This window comes from Ensifer sp. LC163, assembly GCF_001695855.1.
Classification (GTDB): domain Bacteria; phylum Pseudomonadota; class Alphaproteobacteria; order Rhizobiales; family Rhizobiaceae; genus Ensifer.
In genome coordinates, this window is sequence record NZ_MBSS01000005.1 from 46,553 (window position 1) to 63,922 (window position 17,370).

Here is a 17,370-nt window from a genome sequence, read left to right on the forward strand (position 1 = left end):
AGCACAGGGCATGCGCGAGGTGTGAAAGGTGAAGGATGATGCTCCGCTACCTTGCCTACACTTTTGCTGCCATCTGGCTACTGCATGCCTTCTGGCCATCGGTCGCGCATGCACAGGCAGCGCCTGCGCAGGTAAGCCAATGCCAGGCGATTGCCGAGACGTTGCCGCAGGCCACTTTCGCCAGTTTCACACCGGCCGCCGCCACCGAAGGGCAGACGGCCGCTGGTGAAGTGACGATCACCTATCTCGGTCATTCCACCTTTCTGATCGAGACGCCCGGCGGCGTCTCGATCGCCACGGACTATAACGGCTGGTTCCGCCCGTCGGCGCCGCCGACGGTGGCGACGATGAACAAGGCGCATTCCAGCCACTACACACTGACGCCGGATCCGGCGATCCGCACGGTGCTGCATGGTTGGGGTGACGATGGCGAGCCGGCTCGGCACGACCTCGTCGTCGGCGACACCTATATCCGCAATGTCACCACGGACATTCGCTCCGGCGCCACGACGATGGAGCACGATGGCAACTCCATCTTCATCTTCGAGGTGGCGGGCCTGTGCATCGGCCATCTCGGCCATCTGCACCATGAGCTCGACGACAGCCACTACCGGCAGATCGGCAGGCTTGACATCTTGATGGTGCCGGTCGATGGCGGGCTGACGATGGGAGCCGAAAGCATGAGCCGTGTGGTTTCGCGACTGCGCGCAGCACTGATCCTGCCAATGCATCGGCGCGGGCCCCCGATCAATGCCTTCCTCGATATGTTCGGCGATGATTTCGACAGGAGCTTTGCGACAGGGGCGAGCGTCAAAGTTTCGCTGCGTTCCTTGCCAAGCAAACCACTGATTTATATTCTCCAGGGCGTCTGAACATCGGGATTGCCCAATGAAGTTGTCAGTGGTCGGCGTACTCGTCTTTTTGTCCCTTTCAACCATGGCACAGGCCGGCGGCGCGCCGGCGCCGCGCATGCCGTCTCCCGATACTCAGCAACCGCAAAGCGTTCCCCTGGCGACTGCCGCGCCCGTTGCCGAGCAGGAGGAGTTCGTGATGCCGTCCGGCAATATCGGCTGCATCTATACGCCCGCCGGCGGCACGGCGACCTACCAGCCGGCCGACGGCGGGCCGGAACTCGCCTGCGATATCATCGCGCCGCGTTATGTCAGGGCAATGCTCGGGCGCGCCGGTGCGGCAACGATCAATCGCGAGGTTGGCGATCCCAGTTGCTGTTCCGCCGGGCCGGTGCTCGAATACGGGGCGACATGGTCGGGCGGTCCCTTTTCCTGCATCTCGGAACGAACGGGTCTTTCCTGCCGCCGCGAGGACGGCCATGCCTTCGTTCTCAGCCGCGCGAGCATCTCCGCCAACTGAAAAGAAACGCCCCCTTCTGGACGGAAAGCGGCAATAAAACTATAAGGCGGCCCATTCCATTCAAATTCATGCATGCAGAGGGTGCCATGGCTGGCCATTCACAGTTCAAGAACATCATGCACCGCAAGGGCCGTCAGGACGCGGTGCGCTCCAAAATGTTTTCCAAGCTCGCGCGCGAAATCACGGTTGCCGCCAAGACCGGCATGCCCGATCCGGCAATGAACGCGCGCCTGCGCCTGGCGATCCAGAACGCCAAGGCGCAGTCGATGCCGAAGGACAACATCGAACGCGCGATCAAGAAGGCCTCCGGCGGCGACGCGGAGAACTACGAAGAAGTCCGTTACGAAGGTTACGGCCCGGGCGGCGTGGCCGTTATCGTCGAGGCGCTGACCGACAACCGCAACCGTACCGCCTCCAACGTCCGCTCGACCTTCACCAAGGCCGGCGGCGCGCTCGGTGAAACCGGTTCGGTTTCCTTCTCCTTCGACCGTGTTGGCGAGATCACCTACAAGCTTTCGGTCGGCGACGCGGACAAGGTGATGGAAGCTGCGATCGAGGCCGGTGCCGACGACGTGACGACCGACGAGGAAGGCCACACGATCATCTGCGGCTTCGAGGCGATCGGCGAAGTTTCGAAGGCGCTCGAAGATACGCTCGGCGAAGCTGAAACCGTCAATGCGATCTGGAAGGCGCAGAACACCGTGCCGGTCGACGAGGAGAAGGCACAGTCGCTGATGAAGCTCATCGACATCCTCGAAGACGACGATGACGTCCAGAACGTCTATTCGAACTTCGAAGTGTCCGACGAAGTCATGGCGAAGCTTTCCGCCTGAACCGGATCTTTCCGCCTAGAAGATTTTGATTTACCCGTGTCCGGCAGGGCACGGGTTTTTCTTTGGGTACCACCGATGAAGTATGAGTTCGCGATCTTTGATTTCGATGGCACGCTTGCCGATACGGCGGCGTGGTTCATGGCGGCGAGCAACCTTGCGGCCGCGCACTTCGGGTTTCGCCAGTTGTCGGTGGAGGAGTTCAACGGGCTGCGCGCCATGGGCAGTCGCGAGATCATCGCGCATCTGGGCGTGCCGATGTGGAAGCTGCCGCGGATTGCTACCTTCATGCGGCAGGAGATGGCCACCCAAGCGCAGGCGATCCAGCTTTTCCCCGGCGTTCCGGAAATGCTGACGGGGGTGAAGTCGGCCGGAGTCGGCATTGCCGTCGTCAGTTCGAATGGCGAAGCTGCCATCCGCAGGGCGCTGGGCGAGACCGCCGCTGCTGTTGACCTGTTCGAATGCGGCGCGACCCTGTTCGGCAAGGCGCAGCATTTCAAGAGGGTCGTCAAGTTCGCCGGCATCGACCCGTCGCGCATCCTTGCGATTGGCGACGAGGCCCGTGACATCGAGGCTGCCCGCCAGGCGCGGATCGCGGCCGGCGCCGTCGGCTGGGGCTATGCCGACCCGACGTTTCTGAAATCGCTTGGGCCGGATCGTTTCTTCGACCGCATGGACGAGATCCCGCCGGCCTTTCGGGTCACGGAGTGCTGACGCATCATGCTTTACAGCGCCGCGCGTCTATTTAGACGCGCAAAGGTCGCTGTAACACTTGGAGTTACTGCATAATTTTGTCCTTAAATCGATTCCGATTTAAGGACAAAATTATGCAGTAAGGCGTCAAGCTCGCTGTGCCTCGGCGAAGAGGCGGAGCGACTTGAGACGGGCATCCATGTCGAAGATCGGCATCGAGATGATCAGTTCGTCGGCCTTCGTCTGGCCGAGGAACGTTTCGATCTTCCTGTGGATCGTCTCCGGTCCGCCGACGATGGCGTAGGACATCGCGTGATCCACGAAGATCTTTTCATCCGAACTCCACAGCCCATCCATCGACGCGACCGGTGCCGGGAACCGGCCGCGGGCGTTGCGTCGCAAGGCGACGAAGGATTGCTGCATCGACGTGAAGAGATAGTTCGCCTCTTCATCGGTGGCCGCCGCCACGCCCATGACGCCGACCATCACATGCGGCTTGTCCAGCGTTTGCGAAGGTGTGAAGCGTTCGCGATAGATTTCGAGGGCCGACAGCAGCATGTCGGGCGCAAAATGCGAAGCGAAGGCGAAGGGCAGGCCGAGCATGCCGGCAAGATGGGCGCTGTAGTGGCTCGAGCCCAGGAGCCAGATCGGTACATTGGTGTCGGCACCTGGAACCGCGATGATCGTCTGATCCTCGGCGACGGGCCCGAGCAGCGCCTGCAGCTCGACGACGTCGTTGGGGAAGTTGTTGGCGCTCGCTTCCATGTTGCGGCGCAAGGCCTGGGCGGTGCGCATGTCGGTGCCCGGCGCACGGCCAAGCCCGAGATCGATGCGGCCGGGATAGAGCGCAGCGAGCGTTCCGAACTGTTCGGCGATCACCAGCGGCGAGTGGTTCGGCAGCATGATGCCGCCGGAGCCGACGCGGATCGTCTTCGTTCCTGCGGCCACATGGGAGATGACGATCGAGGTCGCAGCGCTGGCGATGCCCTTCATGCCGTGGTGTTCGGCCAGCCAGAACCGCTTGTAGCCGTTTTCCTCGGCCGCCTGCGCCAGCCGCCTTGAGTTTTCGAGCGACTGGGCGACGCTGCCGCCTTCGGTGATCGGGGAGAGATCGAGGACGGAGAACGTCGCCATGAGCAAGGCCTTTGTTGAGCGAAATTGATTGAATGCCTATGTAAGGTCAAAATTCCTCAATCCAAGGGTGGTCACCGAGATTTCCGGCCGGGGCACTTGCTCTGTGTGGATGTTTTTGTTTTGTTCACTTTTTGCTGGCAGCGTCCAGACGCGCAGCATAGGGTGAATTTCATGCAGACCACGATTCGCATCATCGGCATCGATCCGGGCCTTCGCCGTACCGGCTGGGGCATCATCGAAACGCTCGGCAATTCGCTGCGCTTCGTCGCGTCCGGGACGGTGACATCGGACGGCGACATGGATCTCGCCTCGCGTCTCTGCCAGCTGCATGATGGCCTCGCGGAAGTCGTGCACAGCTATCAGCCGCACGAGGCGGCTGTGGAGCAGACTTTCGTCAACAAGGACGCGACGGCGACGCTGAAGCTCGGGCAGGCACGCGGCATCGCCATGCTGGTGCCGGCGCGCGCGGGCTTGAGGGTCGCCGAATATGCGCCGAATGCGGTGAAGAAGGCCGTCATCGGCGTCGGCCATGGCGAAAAGCAGCAGATCCACATGATGTTGAAGGTCCTGATGCCGAAGGCGGAGTTCAAGGGCAATGACGCTGCCGACGCGCTGGCGATCGCCATTTGCCACGCGCACAACCGCCTGTCGGTGACCAGCCGGCTTGCCGCCCTGATGGGGTAGTTGCACTGGTGCCGTTAATTTCCGATGGTCGGTCCGATCATCCCGCAATCCATCCATGAGAGACGACGCCACATGATCGGCAAATTGAAGGGTACTATCGACGAAATCGGCGAGGATCACGTCGTTCTCGACGTGCATGGCGTCGGCTATGTCGCCCATTGTTCGGCGCGCACATTGTCGAGGCTCGGTTCGGCGGGAGAGGCGGCGGTGCTGTTTATCGAAACCTATGTGCGCGAGGATCAGTTGAAGCTGTTCGGCTTCCTGACGGCACTGGAGCGCGAGTGGTTCCGCCTGTTGCAGAGCGTGCAGGGCGTCGGCTCCAAGGTGGCGCTCGCCCTCCTTTCGACGCTGACGCCGGGCGAGCTCGCAAACGCGATTGCGCTGCAGGACAAGACCTCGGTGTCGCGCGCGCCCGGCGTCGGTCCGAAGGTGGCGGTGCGCATCGTCACCGAACTGAAGAACAAGGCGCCGGCTTTCGCCGGCGAAATCTCCGCCTCGCTCGGGCTTAAGCAGGAACTGGGCGAGGGTGTTGCCTCGGCGCCAGTTGCCGACGCGGTGTCGGCGCTGACCAATCTCGGCTATTCCCGCGACCAGGCTGCCAATGCGGTTGCCGCGGCGCTGAAGAGCGGCGGCGAGGATGCGGACAGTGCCAAGTTGATCCGGCTGGGTCTCAAGGAACTGGCGCGATGATTCCTTGCGTTGTCGTGCCGGTCGATGCAAAACGGGCATTCCCTTTGACGCCCTGCGCAAGAATGCCCGATCGATTGGAACGGATGGATGACTGAAGCCGCACGCCTGATAACGCCGGAAAAGCGCGGCGAAGATCTCGATGCGACCATGCGTCCGCAGTCGCTGGACGAATTTACCGGCCAGGCGGAAGCGCGCGCCAACCTGAAGATCTTCATCGAAGCGGCGAAGAACCGCGGCGAGGCGCTCGATCACGTGCTGTTCGTTGGGCCGCCCGGCCTCGGCAAGACGACGCTGGCGCAGATCATGGCCAAGGAGCTCGGGGTCAATTTCCGCTCCACCTCCGGGCCGGTCATTGCCAAGGCGGGCGATCTGGCCGCACTTCTGACCAATCTTGAAGAGCGCGACGTCCTGTTCATCGATGAAATCCACCGGCTCAACCCGGCGGTCGAGGAAATCCTCTATCCCGCGATGGAAGACTTCCAGCTCGACCTGATCATCGGTGAGGGGCCGGCGGCGCGGTCGGTGAAGATCGACCTGTCGAAGTTCACGCTGGTGGCGGCGACCACGCGTCTCGGCCTGTTGACGACGCCTTTGCGTGACCGTTTCGGTATTCCGGTGCGGCTCAATTTCTACACGGTCGAGGAGCTGGAATCGATCGTGCGCCGTGGGGCCCGGCTGATGGGGCTCGGCATGACCGACGACGGCGCGCGCGAGATCGCCCGCCGCGCGCGCGGCACGCCGCGCATCGCCGGCCGCCTGCTTAGGCGGGTGCGCGATTTTGCCGAAGTGGCGCGGGCCGAAGCGGTCACCAAGAAGATCGCCGACGAGGCGCTGACGCGGCTTCTTGTCGACAGCATGGGGCTCGACCAGCTCGATCGCCGCTACCTCTCGATGATCGCACAGAATTTCGGCGGGGGGCCGGTCGGTATCGAGACCATTGCCGCCGGGCTTTCCGAGCCGCGCGACGCGATCGAGGACATCATCGAGCCCTATCTCATCCAGCAGGGCTTCATCCAGCGTACGCCGCGCGGCCGCGTGCTGACCGCCAACGCCTGGAAGCATCTCGGCCTCAATCCACCTAGGGATCTCGAGGCGACCCAGTTTCGATTGACGCTCGAGGACGAGTAAATGATCACGCGCCGCGGACTTCTGAAGTTTCTCGGCGGTGGCATAGCCAGCATGGCGGCACTTGGCGGTTATGCCTTTGCGATCGAGCCGCTCGCCCGGCTGAACGTGACGCGATATTCGCTGACGCCACCGGGCTGGACGCCCGGCTTGAAGCTGCGCGTGGTGGCCCTTGCCGACATCCATGCCTGCGAGCCGTGGATGTCGGCCAACCGCATCGCTTCGATCTGCCGGCAAGCCAATGCGCTTGGTGGTGATATCACCGTCCTTCTCGGCGACTATGCCGCCGGCATGAACCTGGTGACCCGCTACGTGCATTCCAGCGAATGGTCGAAGGCACTGGCGACGCTCGAGGCGCCGCTCGGCGTGCATGCGATCATGGGCAATCACGACTGGTGGGAGGACAGGGCCGCGCAGAAGAACGGCGGCGGTCTCACCTTCGGTCACAAGGCGCTCGCCGACGTCGGCATCAGCGTCTACAGCAATCGCGCCGTCCGGCTGGAAAAGAATGGCCTCGGCTTCTGGCTCGCCGGCCTCGAAGACCAGCTTGCCCTGGTGCCGGGCAGGAAATGGATGCGCACGCATATGCAGGGCCTCGACGATCTCGACGGCACGCTGGCGCAGGTCGGCGACGACGCGCCGGTGATCCTGCTTGCCCACGAACCGGACATCTTTCCGAAGGTGCCGTCGCGCGTCGCCTTGACGCTCTCCGGCCATACCCATGGCGGGCAGGTCCGGTTTCTCGGCCATGCTCCCGTCGTTCCCTCCCGTTTCGGCGATCGCTACGCCTACGGTCATATGGTCGAGGCGGATCGCAGCCTGATCGTTTCCGGCGGGCTCGGCTGCTCGATTGCGCCGGTCCGCTTCGGCGTGCCGCCGGAGATCGTCGTCATCGACCTTGGCTGAGGCGGCCCGGCCGCATGGCTTAGGCGCGCGGCCGAATGGCGTATTTCGGCGGGACGGCGTGCTCGCTATGATCCAGCAGGGTCGGTCTGGCGGATCAGCTCGAGCCCTCCTATCCGGCGTCGGATGGTGCCGGCATGATCGACGGGCTCGATGACCTGCCCGGCACTCTGGCCGGCATTGACGGTGACGATCCGATCATTCTGATGGCGCCCGGACCGGATATCTTCGTCGATGTGCCTCCGCGCGTATCGCTGACGCTCACCGGTCATACCCATGGCGGGCAGGTGAGGTTTTTGGGCTATGCTCCGCTCGTGCCGTCGCGATACGGCAACCGCTATGCCTACGGGCATATCATCGAGCACGACCGCCACATGATCGTCTCAGGCGGATTGGGTCTTTCGAATTTGCCGGTGCGCATCGGATCGCCGCCGGAGGTCGTTGCCGTCGACATAGGCTAGGGTCAACCCCGGCCGTCGTTACTGTCGCGATTTCAGGCTATATCGCCGAGGCAGGCACTGAATATCTGTGCATGGCATATGCCTACTTTATTGTATTCTCATTATTGCCACATCTGTGCCGCGCTTTGAGCCGATTTCGACAGTAACAAGACGCCGGGCGATTAAGGGCATTAGCAGTATCACGTGCCGTCCAGGGACAGACAGAAGCGGTTTTAGTTCAGCGTCGATTTCATTCAGTCTGAGGGAATTTTGTAGGGTGCGCCATTCGGGGTGGCGCCATTCCCATGTGATCCTGCCGATATCGAAAAGGTACTTTACAATGGGTCTCATGTTTCTGATCAATACGCTGAGCCTCGATCCCGTCGCCGCGCTCAAGACGGGTCTACGCATACTCCACTTCATAGGGTTGGCGCTGGGGCTGGGCGCTGCAACCGTTCTGGATCTGATGATCGTCAGATTCTTCATCAAGGGGAAAGTGGCCCCGGAACACTGGGCGGTGTTCCACTTCGGGTCGAAGATCGTCAATTGGGGCCTGATCCTCTTGTGGGTCACGGGCATTGGCTTCATGACCTACTACGGCTACTTCGAGCCGATCAAGCTCGGCAATGAGAAGGTCTGGGCGAAGATGACCATCGTCGCCATCCTGACGGTCAATGGGGCCTTCATCCATGCGGTGATCCTGCCGAAGGTGAAGATGCAGATCGGTCGTTCGCTGATGGAAGGCATGTCGACCAAACAGCGCAGCACCTTCCTCATCTCCGGTGCCGTCTCGGCAACCTCGTGGTACGTGCCGCTGATGCTCGGTGCCCTGCCGCAGCTCAACTTCGTCGTCCCGATGACGGTGATCCTGATGGCCTATGGCTTGCTGCTGGCAGCGGCGATCGTCATCTCGCACAGCCTTCTTTTCGTGCTGCCGGCGGACAAGGTGCCGGCCAAGCAGACGAAAACGCGGATCGAGCCGATGATGGGCCTGCCCTCGGTGGCTTGAGCTGGGGGATCGCGTGCCTGATTTAGCCGGTACGTGACTGAAAAGAAGGGCCCGGCGTCGTCCTCGACGCCGGGCCCTTCTGTTTATGGATGCCCATGGCCGGGCGTGCCAGCAGCGTCAGGCGAGCAGACTTCTGACCGTTGCCTGCAATCGCTCCAGCCCGCCCGGTTGCCAGCCAAGTGCCCGGATCTTCTCGGTATTCATGGCGTTGAACGCGGTCAGCGCGGCCGGTCCCGGAAGGGCTTGCCTGGATCCGGTAATATCCTGAACCATTGCCAGAATGGCACGATTGTCGATGAGGACATCGGAGACGTTCAACACGCTGCCCTGCAGGCGATCCAATGGTGTTTGCAGGGCAAGGCGAACGGCGGTGGCCACATCCTCACCATGCACTTCCGTGCCGGCACGTGGTGCGATCACACGGCCCGAGAGATAGCCATCGAAAAGCGGCTGCCATTTGTGAGCAGCACCTTCGCCGGGTACGCCGTAGACGCCGGTCACACGCAGGCTCACAGTCTTGAATGCGGCTGTGCCCAGTGCGTCGAGTTCGTTTTCGGCTTCCAGCTTGAGCGCGCCATAGAGACTTTCGGGATTGCAGGGCATGTCTTCAAAGAGGCCTGCTCCCGGCGGCTGCTCGCCATAGACGGCGCGGCTCGACAGGAAGATGCAGCGCTTCACGCCCTCATTGCGAGCCGTCTGAAACAGGCGGACGGAGCCATCGAGATTGCTGCGGCGGAACCCTTCCGGATCGTCGCCTTCACCGCCACGATAGCGGCCGGCGACATGCTCGAAGGCGGCGTGGACAAAGTGGTCGATGTGCCGGAAGGCAGCACTCTGGTCGATATCCGGGGCGAGCGCGAGCGGGACGAAAGCGACAGCCTTCGAAAAGAAGGCGGATGCGGGTGGCGTGCGGCCGCCGACCACCACTTCATATCCGCTCGCCATCAGATGCTCGACGATGAAGCGTCCGACAAAACCGGTGCCGCCGGAAACAAGCACGCGCCTCATGACCGGGCCGGATTGGCAAGGGTTGCGATGTCAGGGATATCGTCGCCCGTGAGATAGGCGAACCAGAGGTCGATCAACGGTCGAAGCTGCTCGGTGCGCGGGTGGTCCTTCTCCCACGGTTTTTCATATTGGTAGTGCAACACGCCGATCGAAGACCAATCCCAGAGTTCGGGCAGGTTGAACCAGACATATTGCAGCATGTTCATCGTGACCGGCAGGCCGTGCCATTCGGGAAAGAAGGTCTGCAGAAAGGTCTGATCGGTGCGCGGCCAGAAGGCTTGCGGCGCATCGAGCCTGTCGAGCATGGCTCGGAAAGTCGCGACGGATGGTTCGGCGACGAAGACGCCGGAATTCAAGCGGTGAAAATCGGCGAGGCCCTCATAGACGTTAGGGGCCGCGGAAAACTCCGGATAGTGAAACAGCCGGTCGATGTTTCTGAGGACGATCGCGTCCGCGTCGATGAACACGCAGCTGACATAGTCGGTCAGTTGCCAAAGCCGCAGCTTGCAGAAATTGTCGAGAGGCGAATGAAACGCCGGTTTGCGCCCCTTGGTGAACGGAGCCTTGTCGTGGACGTTGCGGCGGGCGTGGCGCTCGTTGAAGGCATCCGAGAGCGGCAGCAATTCGGTTTCGACCAGGCGGCAGCCGAATTCGGCCAACGGCGCGAGGGCGTCGGCCGATACGCCCCCGGTGTGGAGAACGACGATATCGGCCGGCGTGTCCGTGAGGCGGATCGAGCGGGCGAGCGCGCGGGCGCCGAGCGCGTAGTCGGCGTTGGTGACGAGCGTCACGAATGCACGGTGCGAGGAGGCAGGGGAGGAGGGAGCGAGCCCCTCCGGTTTGCTCTCGATCGATGTCATGAAACGGATTTCAGCCGCTTGCCCTCAGGGTCGTGGTTGATACGTGTCGCAATATCCTTGGTCCAGGCGGAAACGGCCGGAACGCGCGAACGGTCGACGCGATAGGCGAATTTCCTGGCGACATCGACGATCTCGGAAAGCAAGCCATCCCTGAGAAGGGTCGGGTTGAGGCCGAGCGTCAGGAATTTTTCGTTGTGGACGACCAGTTCGTTTTCCGCCGCTTCCTTGCGCGGATTGGGCAGCCAGGCGATCTGCGAACCGGAGATCGCGGCGATCATTTCGGCCAGGTCCCGCACCCGATGGGTTTCCGTCATCTGGTTGAAGATCTCGACACGGCTGCCACGGGCGGGCGGGTTCTTCAGCGCCAGTTCAATGCAGCGCACCGAATCCTGAATGTGGATGAAGGCGCGTGTCTGGCCGCCGGTGCCGTGCACGGTCAGGGGATAGCCGATCGCCGCCTGGATGAGAAAACGGTTGAGCACCGTGCCGTAGTCGCCGTCGTAGTCGAAGCGGTTGATCAGCTGTGCGTGACGCCGGGTCTGCTCCGTGTGGGTGCCCCAGACGATGCCCTGATGCAGGTCGGTGATCCTGAGGCCGTCGTTCTTGGCGTAGAACTGGAACAGCAACTGATCCAGGCACTTGGTCATGTGGTAGATCGAACCGGGATTGGAGGGATAGAGGATCTCCTGGCTCACGGTTTCGCCTGACATCGTTTCGATGCCGACCGGCAGATAGCCCTCGGGGATCGCCGCCCCGACCGTGGAATATCCATAGACGCCCATGGTGCCGAGATGCACCAGATGCGCATCGAGCTCGAGTTCCACCAGCGCATTGAGCAGATTGTGCGTGGCATTGACGTTGTTGTTGACGGTGTAGTTCTTGTGCCGGTCGCTCTTCATCGAATAGGGCGCGGCGCGCTGTTCGGCGAAATGCACGATCGCGTCGGGACGATGTTCCGCCAGCCAGTTCTTCAGAAGCTCGTAGTCGCGGGCAAGATCGATCAGGTTGAAATGGATGCGGCGGCCGGTTTCGGCATGCCAGATGCGGGTGCGCTCCTGGATCGAATCCATCGGGGTCAGAGATTGAACGCCGAGCTCCGTGTCGATCCAGCGGCGTGAGAGATTGTCGAGAATATGGATGTCATGGCCGGCGTCGGACAGATGAAGGGCCGTTGGCCAGCCGATGAAACCATCGCCGCCGAGGATCGCAATCTTCATGCACGGATCTCCTGATCAGGAAGGAAAGCTGTGTCACGTGTAGGATAGGTTTGTGACAAAGCTGCAATGCTTGCAAATGCCTTTTTGTTCCTGCACAGGATTTGGGAAATTCTTGTCGGAGAGAAGCATGTCCCTGATCTCGCTTGCAGGCGAACTGACCGAAGACGGCCATCGACTGGTCCAGCGCGTCTATTACGAAGACACCGATTTTTCCGGCGTCGTCTACCACGCCCGCTACCTGCATTTCATGGAGCGCGCCCGCACCGATTTCCTGCGACTGCTCGGTGTCGAGCAGGCGACGCTGGCGATCGAGGGAGATAGCGAAGGCCTCGTCTTCGTCGTGCATCGCATGGAGATCGACTTCAAGGCACCGGCGCGCATGGACGATATCCTGACGATCGGCACGGTCACCGAGAAGGCCGGAGGGGCCAAGATGGTGCTGTTGCAGGAAATCCGCTGCAATGAGCAATTGCTGATCGCCGCCAAGGTGATCATCGCTGTGATCAACGGCCAGGGCCGTCCCCGCCGGCTGCCGGAGGCACTGGCGACGAAGTTCACGCGGGCAAGGCAAAGCGTCGGCTAAGCCAAGGAGCCTTCTTTGCGAGCATGTGTCCGATGCTCAAGCTGCCGCGCGAGCTGCCGATCGATGGCGCGCCATCGGAGTTTTCTCCCATCAGCCCGCCGAACATGCTGCCCTGAAAGCCTCAATCTAATCGAAGCTGCGATGTCGTGTCGTTTGTGTGGTTCCGAGATGCGGCCGCGGCCCGGAAGTGCGGCCGGAAAGACACAGTCATGGTAACACTCCCTTAACCATAATGGTGTCTTAATCAGCCCATCAGGATTTGTGCAGTGCACGTCATCCTTTGACCAAAATTGACGGCAAGAAGGCAACCATAAGCTAATAAAGGTCGCGATGGTGCGACCAGCGGCGGCACCGGGGCATTCTTGCAACAGGACGTTTGGGCTACCCGGTCACGAGCATGAGCCGCTCTTGCCGGGTGTTTGGATTCGGGGACTGAAAACGATGGAACAGGTTGGATTGGCCGCTGCGACGCACGATGTGACCCTCTGGTCGCTGTTCATGCAAGCGGGCTTTGTCGTGAAGCTGGTCATGCTGGGGCTGATTGCAGCTTCGGTGTGGACATGGGCGATCGTCGTCGACAAGACGCTGAACTACGGCCGTGCCCGTCGCCAGCTCGACGGCTTCGAGCAGGTGTTCTGGTCGGGCCAGTCGCTGGAAGAGCTGTACCGTACGCTCTCCGACCGCCAGACTTCGGGCATGGGCGCGATCTTCGTCTCGGCGATGCGCGAATGGAAGAAAAGCTTCGAGCGCGGCGCACGCTCGCCGATCGGTCTGCAGATGCGTATCGACCGGGCCATGGACGTGACGCTTGCCCGTGAATCGGAATCGCTGGAAGCGCGCCTCGGCTCGCTCGCGACCATCGGTTCGGCCGCACCCTTCATCGGTCTTTTTGGTACCGTCGTCGGTATCATGACCTCGTTCCAGGCGATCGCCGGTTCGAAGTCGACCAACCTTGCGGTCGTGGCGCCGGGTATTGCCGAAGCGCTCTTGGCGACCGCGATCGGTCTGCTCGCCGCTATTCCCGCCGTTATCGCCTATAACAAGTTTTCTGCAGACGCCGGCAAGCTGTCGGCGCGCATGGAGGCGTTTGCCGACGAGTTTTCCGCGATCCTGTCGCGGCAGATCGACGAGAAGCTGCAGAACCCGCGCCAGGCCGCGCAATAATCGCCAGAGAGCACGGAGACCACGCTGATGGGTATGTCGGTTGGCGGAGCCAAAGGTTCGGGCGGCGGTCGTCGTCGCCGGGGCGGCAAGAAAGCGATCATGAGCGAAATCAACGTCACGCCCTTCGTGGACGTGATGCTGGTGCTGCTGATCATCTTCATGGTCGCCGCGCCGATGATGACGGTCGGCGTGCCGATCGACCTGCCGGAAACGCAGGCCAAGGCGCTTAATTCCGATACGCAGCCGATCACTGTGTCGGTCAACCCGGCCGGTGAAATCTACCTGCAGGAAACGCCGATCGCGATCGAAGAGGTCGTGCCGAAGCTCGAGGCGATTGCCACCACCGGTTACAACGAACGCATCTATGTTCGTGGCGACACCAATGCCGACTACGGCACGGTGATGAAGGTCATGGCGCGGATCTCCGCTGCCGGGTTCAAGAACCTCGGCCTCGTGACGCTGCAAGAACAGGAAAAGTGATCCTTGGCCATGAAGGGCAGTCTCGCCACATCTGGTCTGCTGCACGCTCTGGTCCTGACCTGGGCGCTGGTTTCGCTCGGCAGTCCGGCTGACTTCGAGGTCGCTGACGTCGAAGCCTTGCCTGTCGATATCGTGCCGATCACGGAAATGACGCAGATCCAGCAGGGCGACAAGAAGGCGCCAGCCAAGGAGAAGGCGTCGCCTGTTCCCACCAAGAAGCCGACCCCCGTCGAGAATGCCGAAAACATCGGCGACAACGACATCGACCTGAAGACGCCGCCGACGCCGAACGTCAAGCCGACGAAGAACGAATCTGCGGCCGCCCCGGAAAAGACCGAGAAGACACAGCCAACGCCGGATCCGGTCAAGGAAGAGATCAAGAAGGTCGAAGAGACCAAGCCGGCTTCGGAGCCGGCGACCGAAGTTGCAGCACTGCCGGAGCCCAAGCAGGAAGTGAAGCCGGAAACCAAGCCCGAGCCTGCGCCAGCCGAAGAAAAGCCGGCTGAAAACCCGGAAGCCGAGGCGCTGCCGGAGAAGGTTCCGACTCCGGCGGCGAAGCCCAAGGTTGAAAAGCCGGCTCAGACGGCAAAGACGCCTGAGCGCAAGAAGGAAGACACCCCGAAGGAGCAGAAGAAGGCGTCCTCCGCCAAGGAGAGCGACTTCAATGCCGACGAGATCGCGGCCCTGCTCAACAAGCAGGAATCGTCCGGCGGCGGTGCCAAGCGCTCCACAGAGCAGGCAGCTCTGGGCGGCAAGAAGACGACGGGCGGCAACACGCTCTCGCAGAGCGAAATGGATGCGTTGCGCGGAATGATCCAAGGCAACTGGTCGATCATTCCCGGCATGGCCGATGCTGCCGATGTCCGCATCAAGGTCAGTTTCCGCCTCAACCCCGATGGCAGCCTGGCTGGCGATCCGGAGGTCGAGGCGACCGGCGGCTCGGAAGCAGCTCGCCGCGCGCTCGCCAGCGGTGCCAAACGCGCCGTGCTGAAGACCGCGCCCTTCACCGGGCTGCCGGCTGACAAATACGATTCGTGGAGCGAGGTCGTGGTCAACTTCGACCCGAGCTCGATGCTCTGAAGATAGTGAGAGGCTGAAAGGCTTTATAGAATGCTGAGACGCACTTTTTTCCGCCTAATGGTCGTGATCCTTGCTGGCTGTGGGCTGGTTGCCTCGCCTGCAAACGCATTGGTCGAGCTCAACATCAACAAGGGCAATGTCGAGCCGTTGCCGATTGCCGTCACCGACTTCCTGCAGGGTGAACTCGGCAAGAAGATCTCCGACGTGGTCGCGGCCGACCTCAAGCGCTCGGGGCTGTTTGCGCCGATCGATCGCGGCGCCTTCATCGAAAAGATCAGCAACCCCGACGCCGCTCCGCGGTTCGAGGACTGGAAGGTCATCAACGCCCAGGCGCTCGTCACCGGTCGCGTGACGCAGGAGGCTGACGGCCGATTGAAGGCGGAGTTCCGGCTTTGGGACACGTTTGCGGGCACGCAGATGACCGGCCAGCAGTTCTTCACCCAGCCTGAAAACTGGCGCCGTGTCGCGCATATCATCGCCGATGCGATCTATGAGCGGATCACCGGCGAAAAGGGTTATTTCGATACACGTGTCGTCTATGTCGCCGAAAGCGGCCCGAAGACCGCCCGCAAGCGCCAGCTTGCGATCATGGACCAGGATGGCGCAAATCCCCGCGCGCTCACCAACTCCAACGACCTCGTTCTGACGCCGCGCTTCTCGCCGAACCGTCAGGAAGTCACTTACATGTCGTTCGAAAACAACCAGCCGCGCGTCTACCTGCTGCAGCTGGAAACCGGGCAGCGCGAGGTGGTCGGCAATTTCCCGGGCATGACCTTCTCGCCGCGTTTCTCGCCGGACGGCCAGCGCGTGATCATGAGCCTGCAGCAGGAGGGCAACGCCAACATCTACACGATGGACCTGCGCTCACGCACGACAACGCGCCTCACCAGCACGGCGGCGATCGATACGGCGCCTTCCTATTCGCCGGACGGTAGCCAGATCGCCTTCGAAAGCGACCGCGGCGGCCGCCAGCAGATCTACGTTATGGGTGCCGACGGCTCCGGCCAGCGCCGCATTTCCTTCGGCGACGGCTCCTATTCGACGCCGGTCTGGTCTCCGCGTGGCGACCTGATCGCCTTCACCAAGCAATCCGGCGGCAAGTTTTCGATCGGCGTGATGAAGACCGACGGTTCGGGCGAACGCATCCTGACCACGGGCTTCCACAACGAAGGCCCGACCTGGGCGCCGAACGGCCGCGTGCTGATGTTCTTCCGCCAGAACGCCGGTGCCGGCGGACCGCAACTCTACTCGATCGACCTCACCGGCTACAACGAGCAGGCCGTCCCGACGCAGGGCTTTGCCTCGGACCCGGCCTGGTCTCCGCGGCTTGAATAGCAGGCTCGCCTTTGCGGCGGGGATTGTGGCAGTGACGCCGCTTTCTCGCCGCAAAGTGCTGGTCTAGCAGGCGCCGCGCTTAAATTATCGATTTGTTAACCATAACTGTTGAAAAGCGATTAACCGCTTCCGGTTACAGTCTGGCAACCGTGAATTCAGACACTTCTCAAGGAGACCGGCGCATGAGCCGAATTGACACCCCGGCCGCAGGCCGCATGCAGACCATCGCTCGCAACCCGGTCATGATCGCACTTGTCATGACCCTTGCCATCGCTGGCTGCGCCTCGAAGAAGAACCTTCCGAACAACGCCAACGAGCTCGGTCTCGGCGGCGCTGGTTCCGCAACGCCGGGTTCGCAGCAGGACTTCACCGTCAATGTCGGCGACCGCATCTTCTTCGACACGGACTCGACCTCGATCCGCGCCGATGCCCAGCAGACGCTCGACCGCCAGGCTCAGTGGCTTGCCAAGTACCCGAACTACGCCGTCACCGTCGAAGGTCATGCCGACGAACGCGGCACCCGCGAATACAACCTGGCACTCGGCGCTCGCCGCGCTGCTTCCACCAAGGACTATCTGATCTCGCGCGGCGTTCCTGCCAACCGCCTGAAGACGATCTCCTACGGCAAGGAAAAGCCGGTCGCCGTTTGCGACGACATCTCGTGCTGGTCGCAGAACCGCCGCGCCGTAACCGTCCTCGGTGGCGCCGGCATGTGATCTTCCGATCACGCATCGCTAAATTAAAAGGGCGGCCTTGTGCCGCCC

The 17,370-nt window shown here is 62.0% G+C and carries 19 protein-coding genes and 1 pseudogene; 16 read left to right on the forward strand and 4 right to left on the reverse strand.

What is annotated here, in order from left to right; all coding sequences use genetic code 11:
- Positions 1-35: 35 nt before the first annotated feature.
- From BC360_RS05300 to BC360_RS05315, 4 genes are all read left to right on the forward strand, one after another.
- Positions 36-872, forward strand: a complete 837-nt coding sequence (locus tag BC360_RS05300; protein WP_065794527.1) for an MBL fold metallo-hydrolase — start codon at positions 36-38, stop codon at positions 870-872.
- A gap of 16 nt (positions 873-888) precedes the next feature.
- Positions 889-1,371, forward strand: coding sequence for a DUF6636 domain-containing protein (locus BC360_RS05305; RefSeq protein WP_065794528.1), 483 nt, complete (start codon positions 889-891; stop codon positions 1,369-1,371).
- 86 nt (positions 1,372-1,457) lie between these two features.
- Positions 1,458-2,204 (forward strand): YebC/PmpR family DNA-binding transcriptional regulator, encoded by a 747-nt coding sequence (locus BC360_RS05310; RefSeq protein WP_053249652.1) that lies wholly within the window; start codon positions 1,458-1,460, stop codon positions 2,202-2,204.
- 75 nt (positions 2,205-2,279) lie between these two features.
- Positions 2,280-2,915: an HAD hydrolase-like protein gene (locus BC360_RS05315; protein ID WP_065794529.1), complete on the forward strand. Its 636-nt coding sequence runs from the start codon at positions 2,280-2,282 to the stop codon at positions 2,913-2,915.
- A 126-nt stretch (positions 2,916-3,041) separates the two neighbouring features.
- Here BC360_RS05315 and BC360_RS05320 read toward each other — a convergent pair whose 3' ends face one another.
- Positions 3,042-4,028 (reverse strand): LLM class flavin-dependent oxidoreductase, encoded by a 987-nt coding sequence (locus BC360_RS05320; RefSeq protein WP_065794530.1) that lies wholly within the window; start codon positions 4,026-4,028, stop codon positions 3,042-3,044.
- 171 nt (positions 4,029-4,199) lie between these two features.
- On the opposite strand from BC360_RS05320, the gene ruvC reads away from it, so the two are divergent.
- The 6 genes and pseudogenes from ruvC (at position 4,200) to BC360_RS05350 (ending at position 8,879) form a co-directional block, all read left to right on the forward strand.
- Positions 4,200-4,712 carry a crossover junction endodeoxyribonuclease RuvC gene (gene ruvC, locus BC360_RS05325; RefSeq protein WP_053249697.1) on the forward strand — a complete coding sequence of 171 codons (513 nt, stop codon included), beginning with the start codon at positions 4,200-4,202 and terminating at the stop codon, positions 4,710-4,712.
- Positions 4,713-4,784: 72 nt separating this feature from the next.
- Entirely contained in the window at positions 4,785-5,402 is a 618-nt protein-coding gene (gene ruvA, locus BC360_RS05330) for a Holliday junction branch migration protein RuvA (protein WP_065794531.1), read from the forward strand.
- 87 nt (positions 5,403-5,489) lie between these two features.
- Positions 5,490-6,530 carry a Holliday junction branch migration DNA helicase RuvB gene (ruvB, locus tag BC360_RS05335; RefSeq protein WP_065780915.1) on the forward strand — a complete coding sequence of 347 codons (1,041 nt, stop codon included), beginning with the start codon at positions 5,490-5,492 and terminating at the stop codon, positions 6,528-6,530.
- Positions 6,531-7,433, forward strand: a complete 903-nt coding sequence (locus tag BC360_RS05340; protein ID WP_065794532.1) for a metallophosphoesterase — start codon at positions 6,531-6,533, stop codon at positions 7,431-7,433.
- An 83-nt stretch (positions 7,434-7,516) separates the two neighbouring features.
- Positions 7,517-7,891 (forward strand): annotated as a pseudogene (locus BC360_RS05345) (metallophosphoesterase); the annotation flags it as partial.
- 319 nt (positions 7,892-8,210) lie between these two features.
- Complete coding sequence (locus BC360_RS05350) at positions 8,211-8,879, forward strand: hypothetical protein (RefSeq protein WP_065794534.1); 669 nt, start codon at positions 8,211-8,213, stop codon at positions 8,877-8,879.
- A 117-nt stretch (positions 8,880-8,996) separates the two neighbouring features.
- Here BC360_RS05350 and BC360_RS05355 read toward each other — a convergent pair whose 3' ends face one another.
- The 3 genes from BC360_RS05355 to BC360_RS05365 are packed head-to-tail and all read right to left on the reverse strand — an operon-like array spanning position 8,997 to position 11,964.
- Positions 8,997-9,887 (reverse strand): NAD-dependent epimerase/dehydratase family protein, encoded by an 891-nt coding sequence (locus BC360_RS05355; protein ID WP_065794535.1) that lies wholly within the window; start codon positions 9,885-9,887, stop codon positions 8,997-8,999.
- On the reverse strand, positions 9,884-10,747 hold the full coding sequence (locus tag BC360_RS05360) for a glycosyltransferase (protein ID WP_065794536.1): 864 nt from the start codon (positions 10,745-10,747) through the stop codon (positions 9,884-9,886). Before BC360_RS05360 ends, BC360_RS05355 begins: the two co-directional genes overlap by 4 nt.
- A complete protein-coding gene (locus BC360_RS05365) occupies positions 10,744-11,964 on the reverse strand; it encodes an NAD-dependent epimerase/dehydratase family protein (protein WP_065794537.1) in 1,221 nt (406 codons plus the stop codon). Before BC360_RS05365 ends, BC360_RS05360 begins: the two co-directional genes overlap by 4 nt.
- 127 nt (positions 11,965-12,091) lie before the next feature.
- Here BC360_RS05365 and ybgC point away from each other — a divergent pair, with 127 nt between their 5' ends.
- The 6 genes from ybgC (at position 12,092) to pal (ending at position 17,322) form a co-directional block, all read left to right on the forward strand.
- A complete protein-coding gene (gene ybgC, locus BC360_RS05370) occupies positions 12,092-12,547 on the forward strand; it encodes a tol-pal system-associated acyl-CoA thioesterase (protein WP_065780909.1) in 456 nt (151 codons plus the stop codon).
- 441 nt (positions 12,548-12,988) lie between these two features.
- Complete coding sequence (gene tolQ / locus BC360_RS05375) at positions 12,989-13,711, forward strand: protein TolQ (protein ID WP_065780908.1); 723 nt, start codon at positions 12,989-12,991, stop codon at positions 13,709-13,711.
- Between the two features lie 27 nt (positions 13,712-13,738).
- The gene (gene tolR / locus BC360_RS05380) at positions 13,739-14,191 is read left to right on the forward strand and encodes a protein TolR (protein ID WP_053249667.1); all 453 of its coding nucleotides are present in this window, start codon (positions 13,739-13,741) and stop codon (positions 14,189-14,191) included.
- 9 nt (positions 14,192-14,200) lie between these two features.
- The gene (locus BC360_RS05385; RefSeq protein WP_065794538.1) at positions 14,201-15,271 is read left to right on the forward strand and encodes a cell envelope integrity protein TolA; all 1,071 of its coding nucleotides are present in this window, start codon (positions 14,201-14,203) and stop codon (positions 15,269-15,271) included.
- A gap of 30 nt (positions 15,272-15,301) precedes the next feature.
- Positions 15,302-16,606 carry a Tol-Pal system beta propeller repeat protein TolB gene (gene tolB, locus BC360_RS05390; protein ID WP_065794539.1) on the forward strand — a complete coding sequence of 435 codons (1,305 nt, stop codon included), beginning with the start codon at positions 15,302-15,304 and terminating at the stop codon, positions 16,604-16,606.
- Between the two features lie 182 nt (positions 16,607-16,788).
- Positions 16,789-17,322, forward strand: coding sequence for a peptidoglycan-associated lipoprotein Pal (gene pal, locus BC360_RS05395; RefSeq protein ID WP_065780905.1), 534 nt, complete (start codon positions 16,789-16,791; stop codon positions 17,320-17,322).
- Positions 17,323-17,370: the final 48 nt, after the last annotated feature.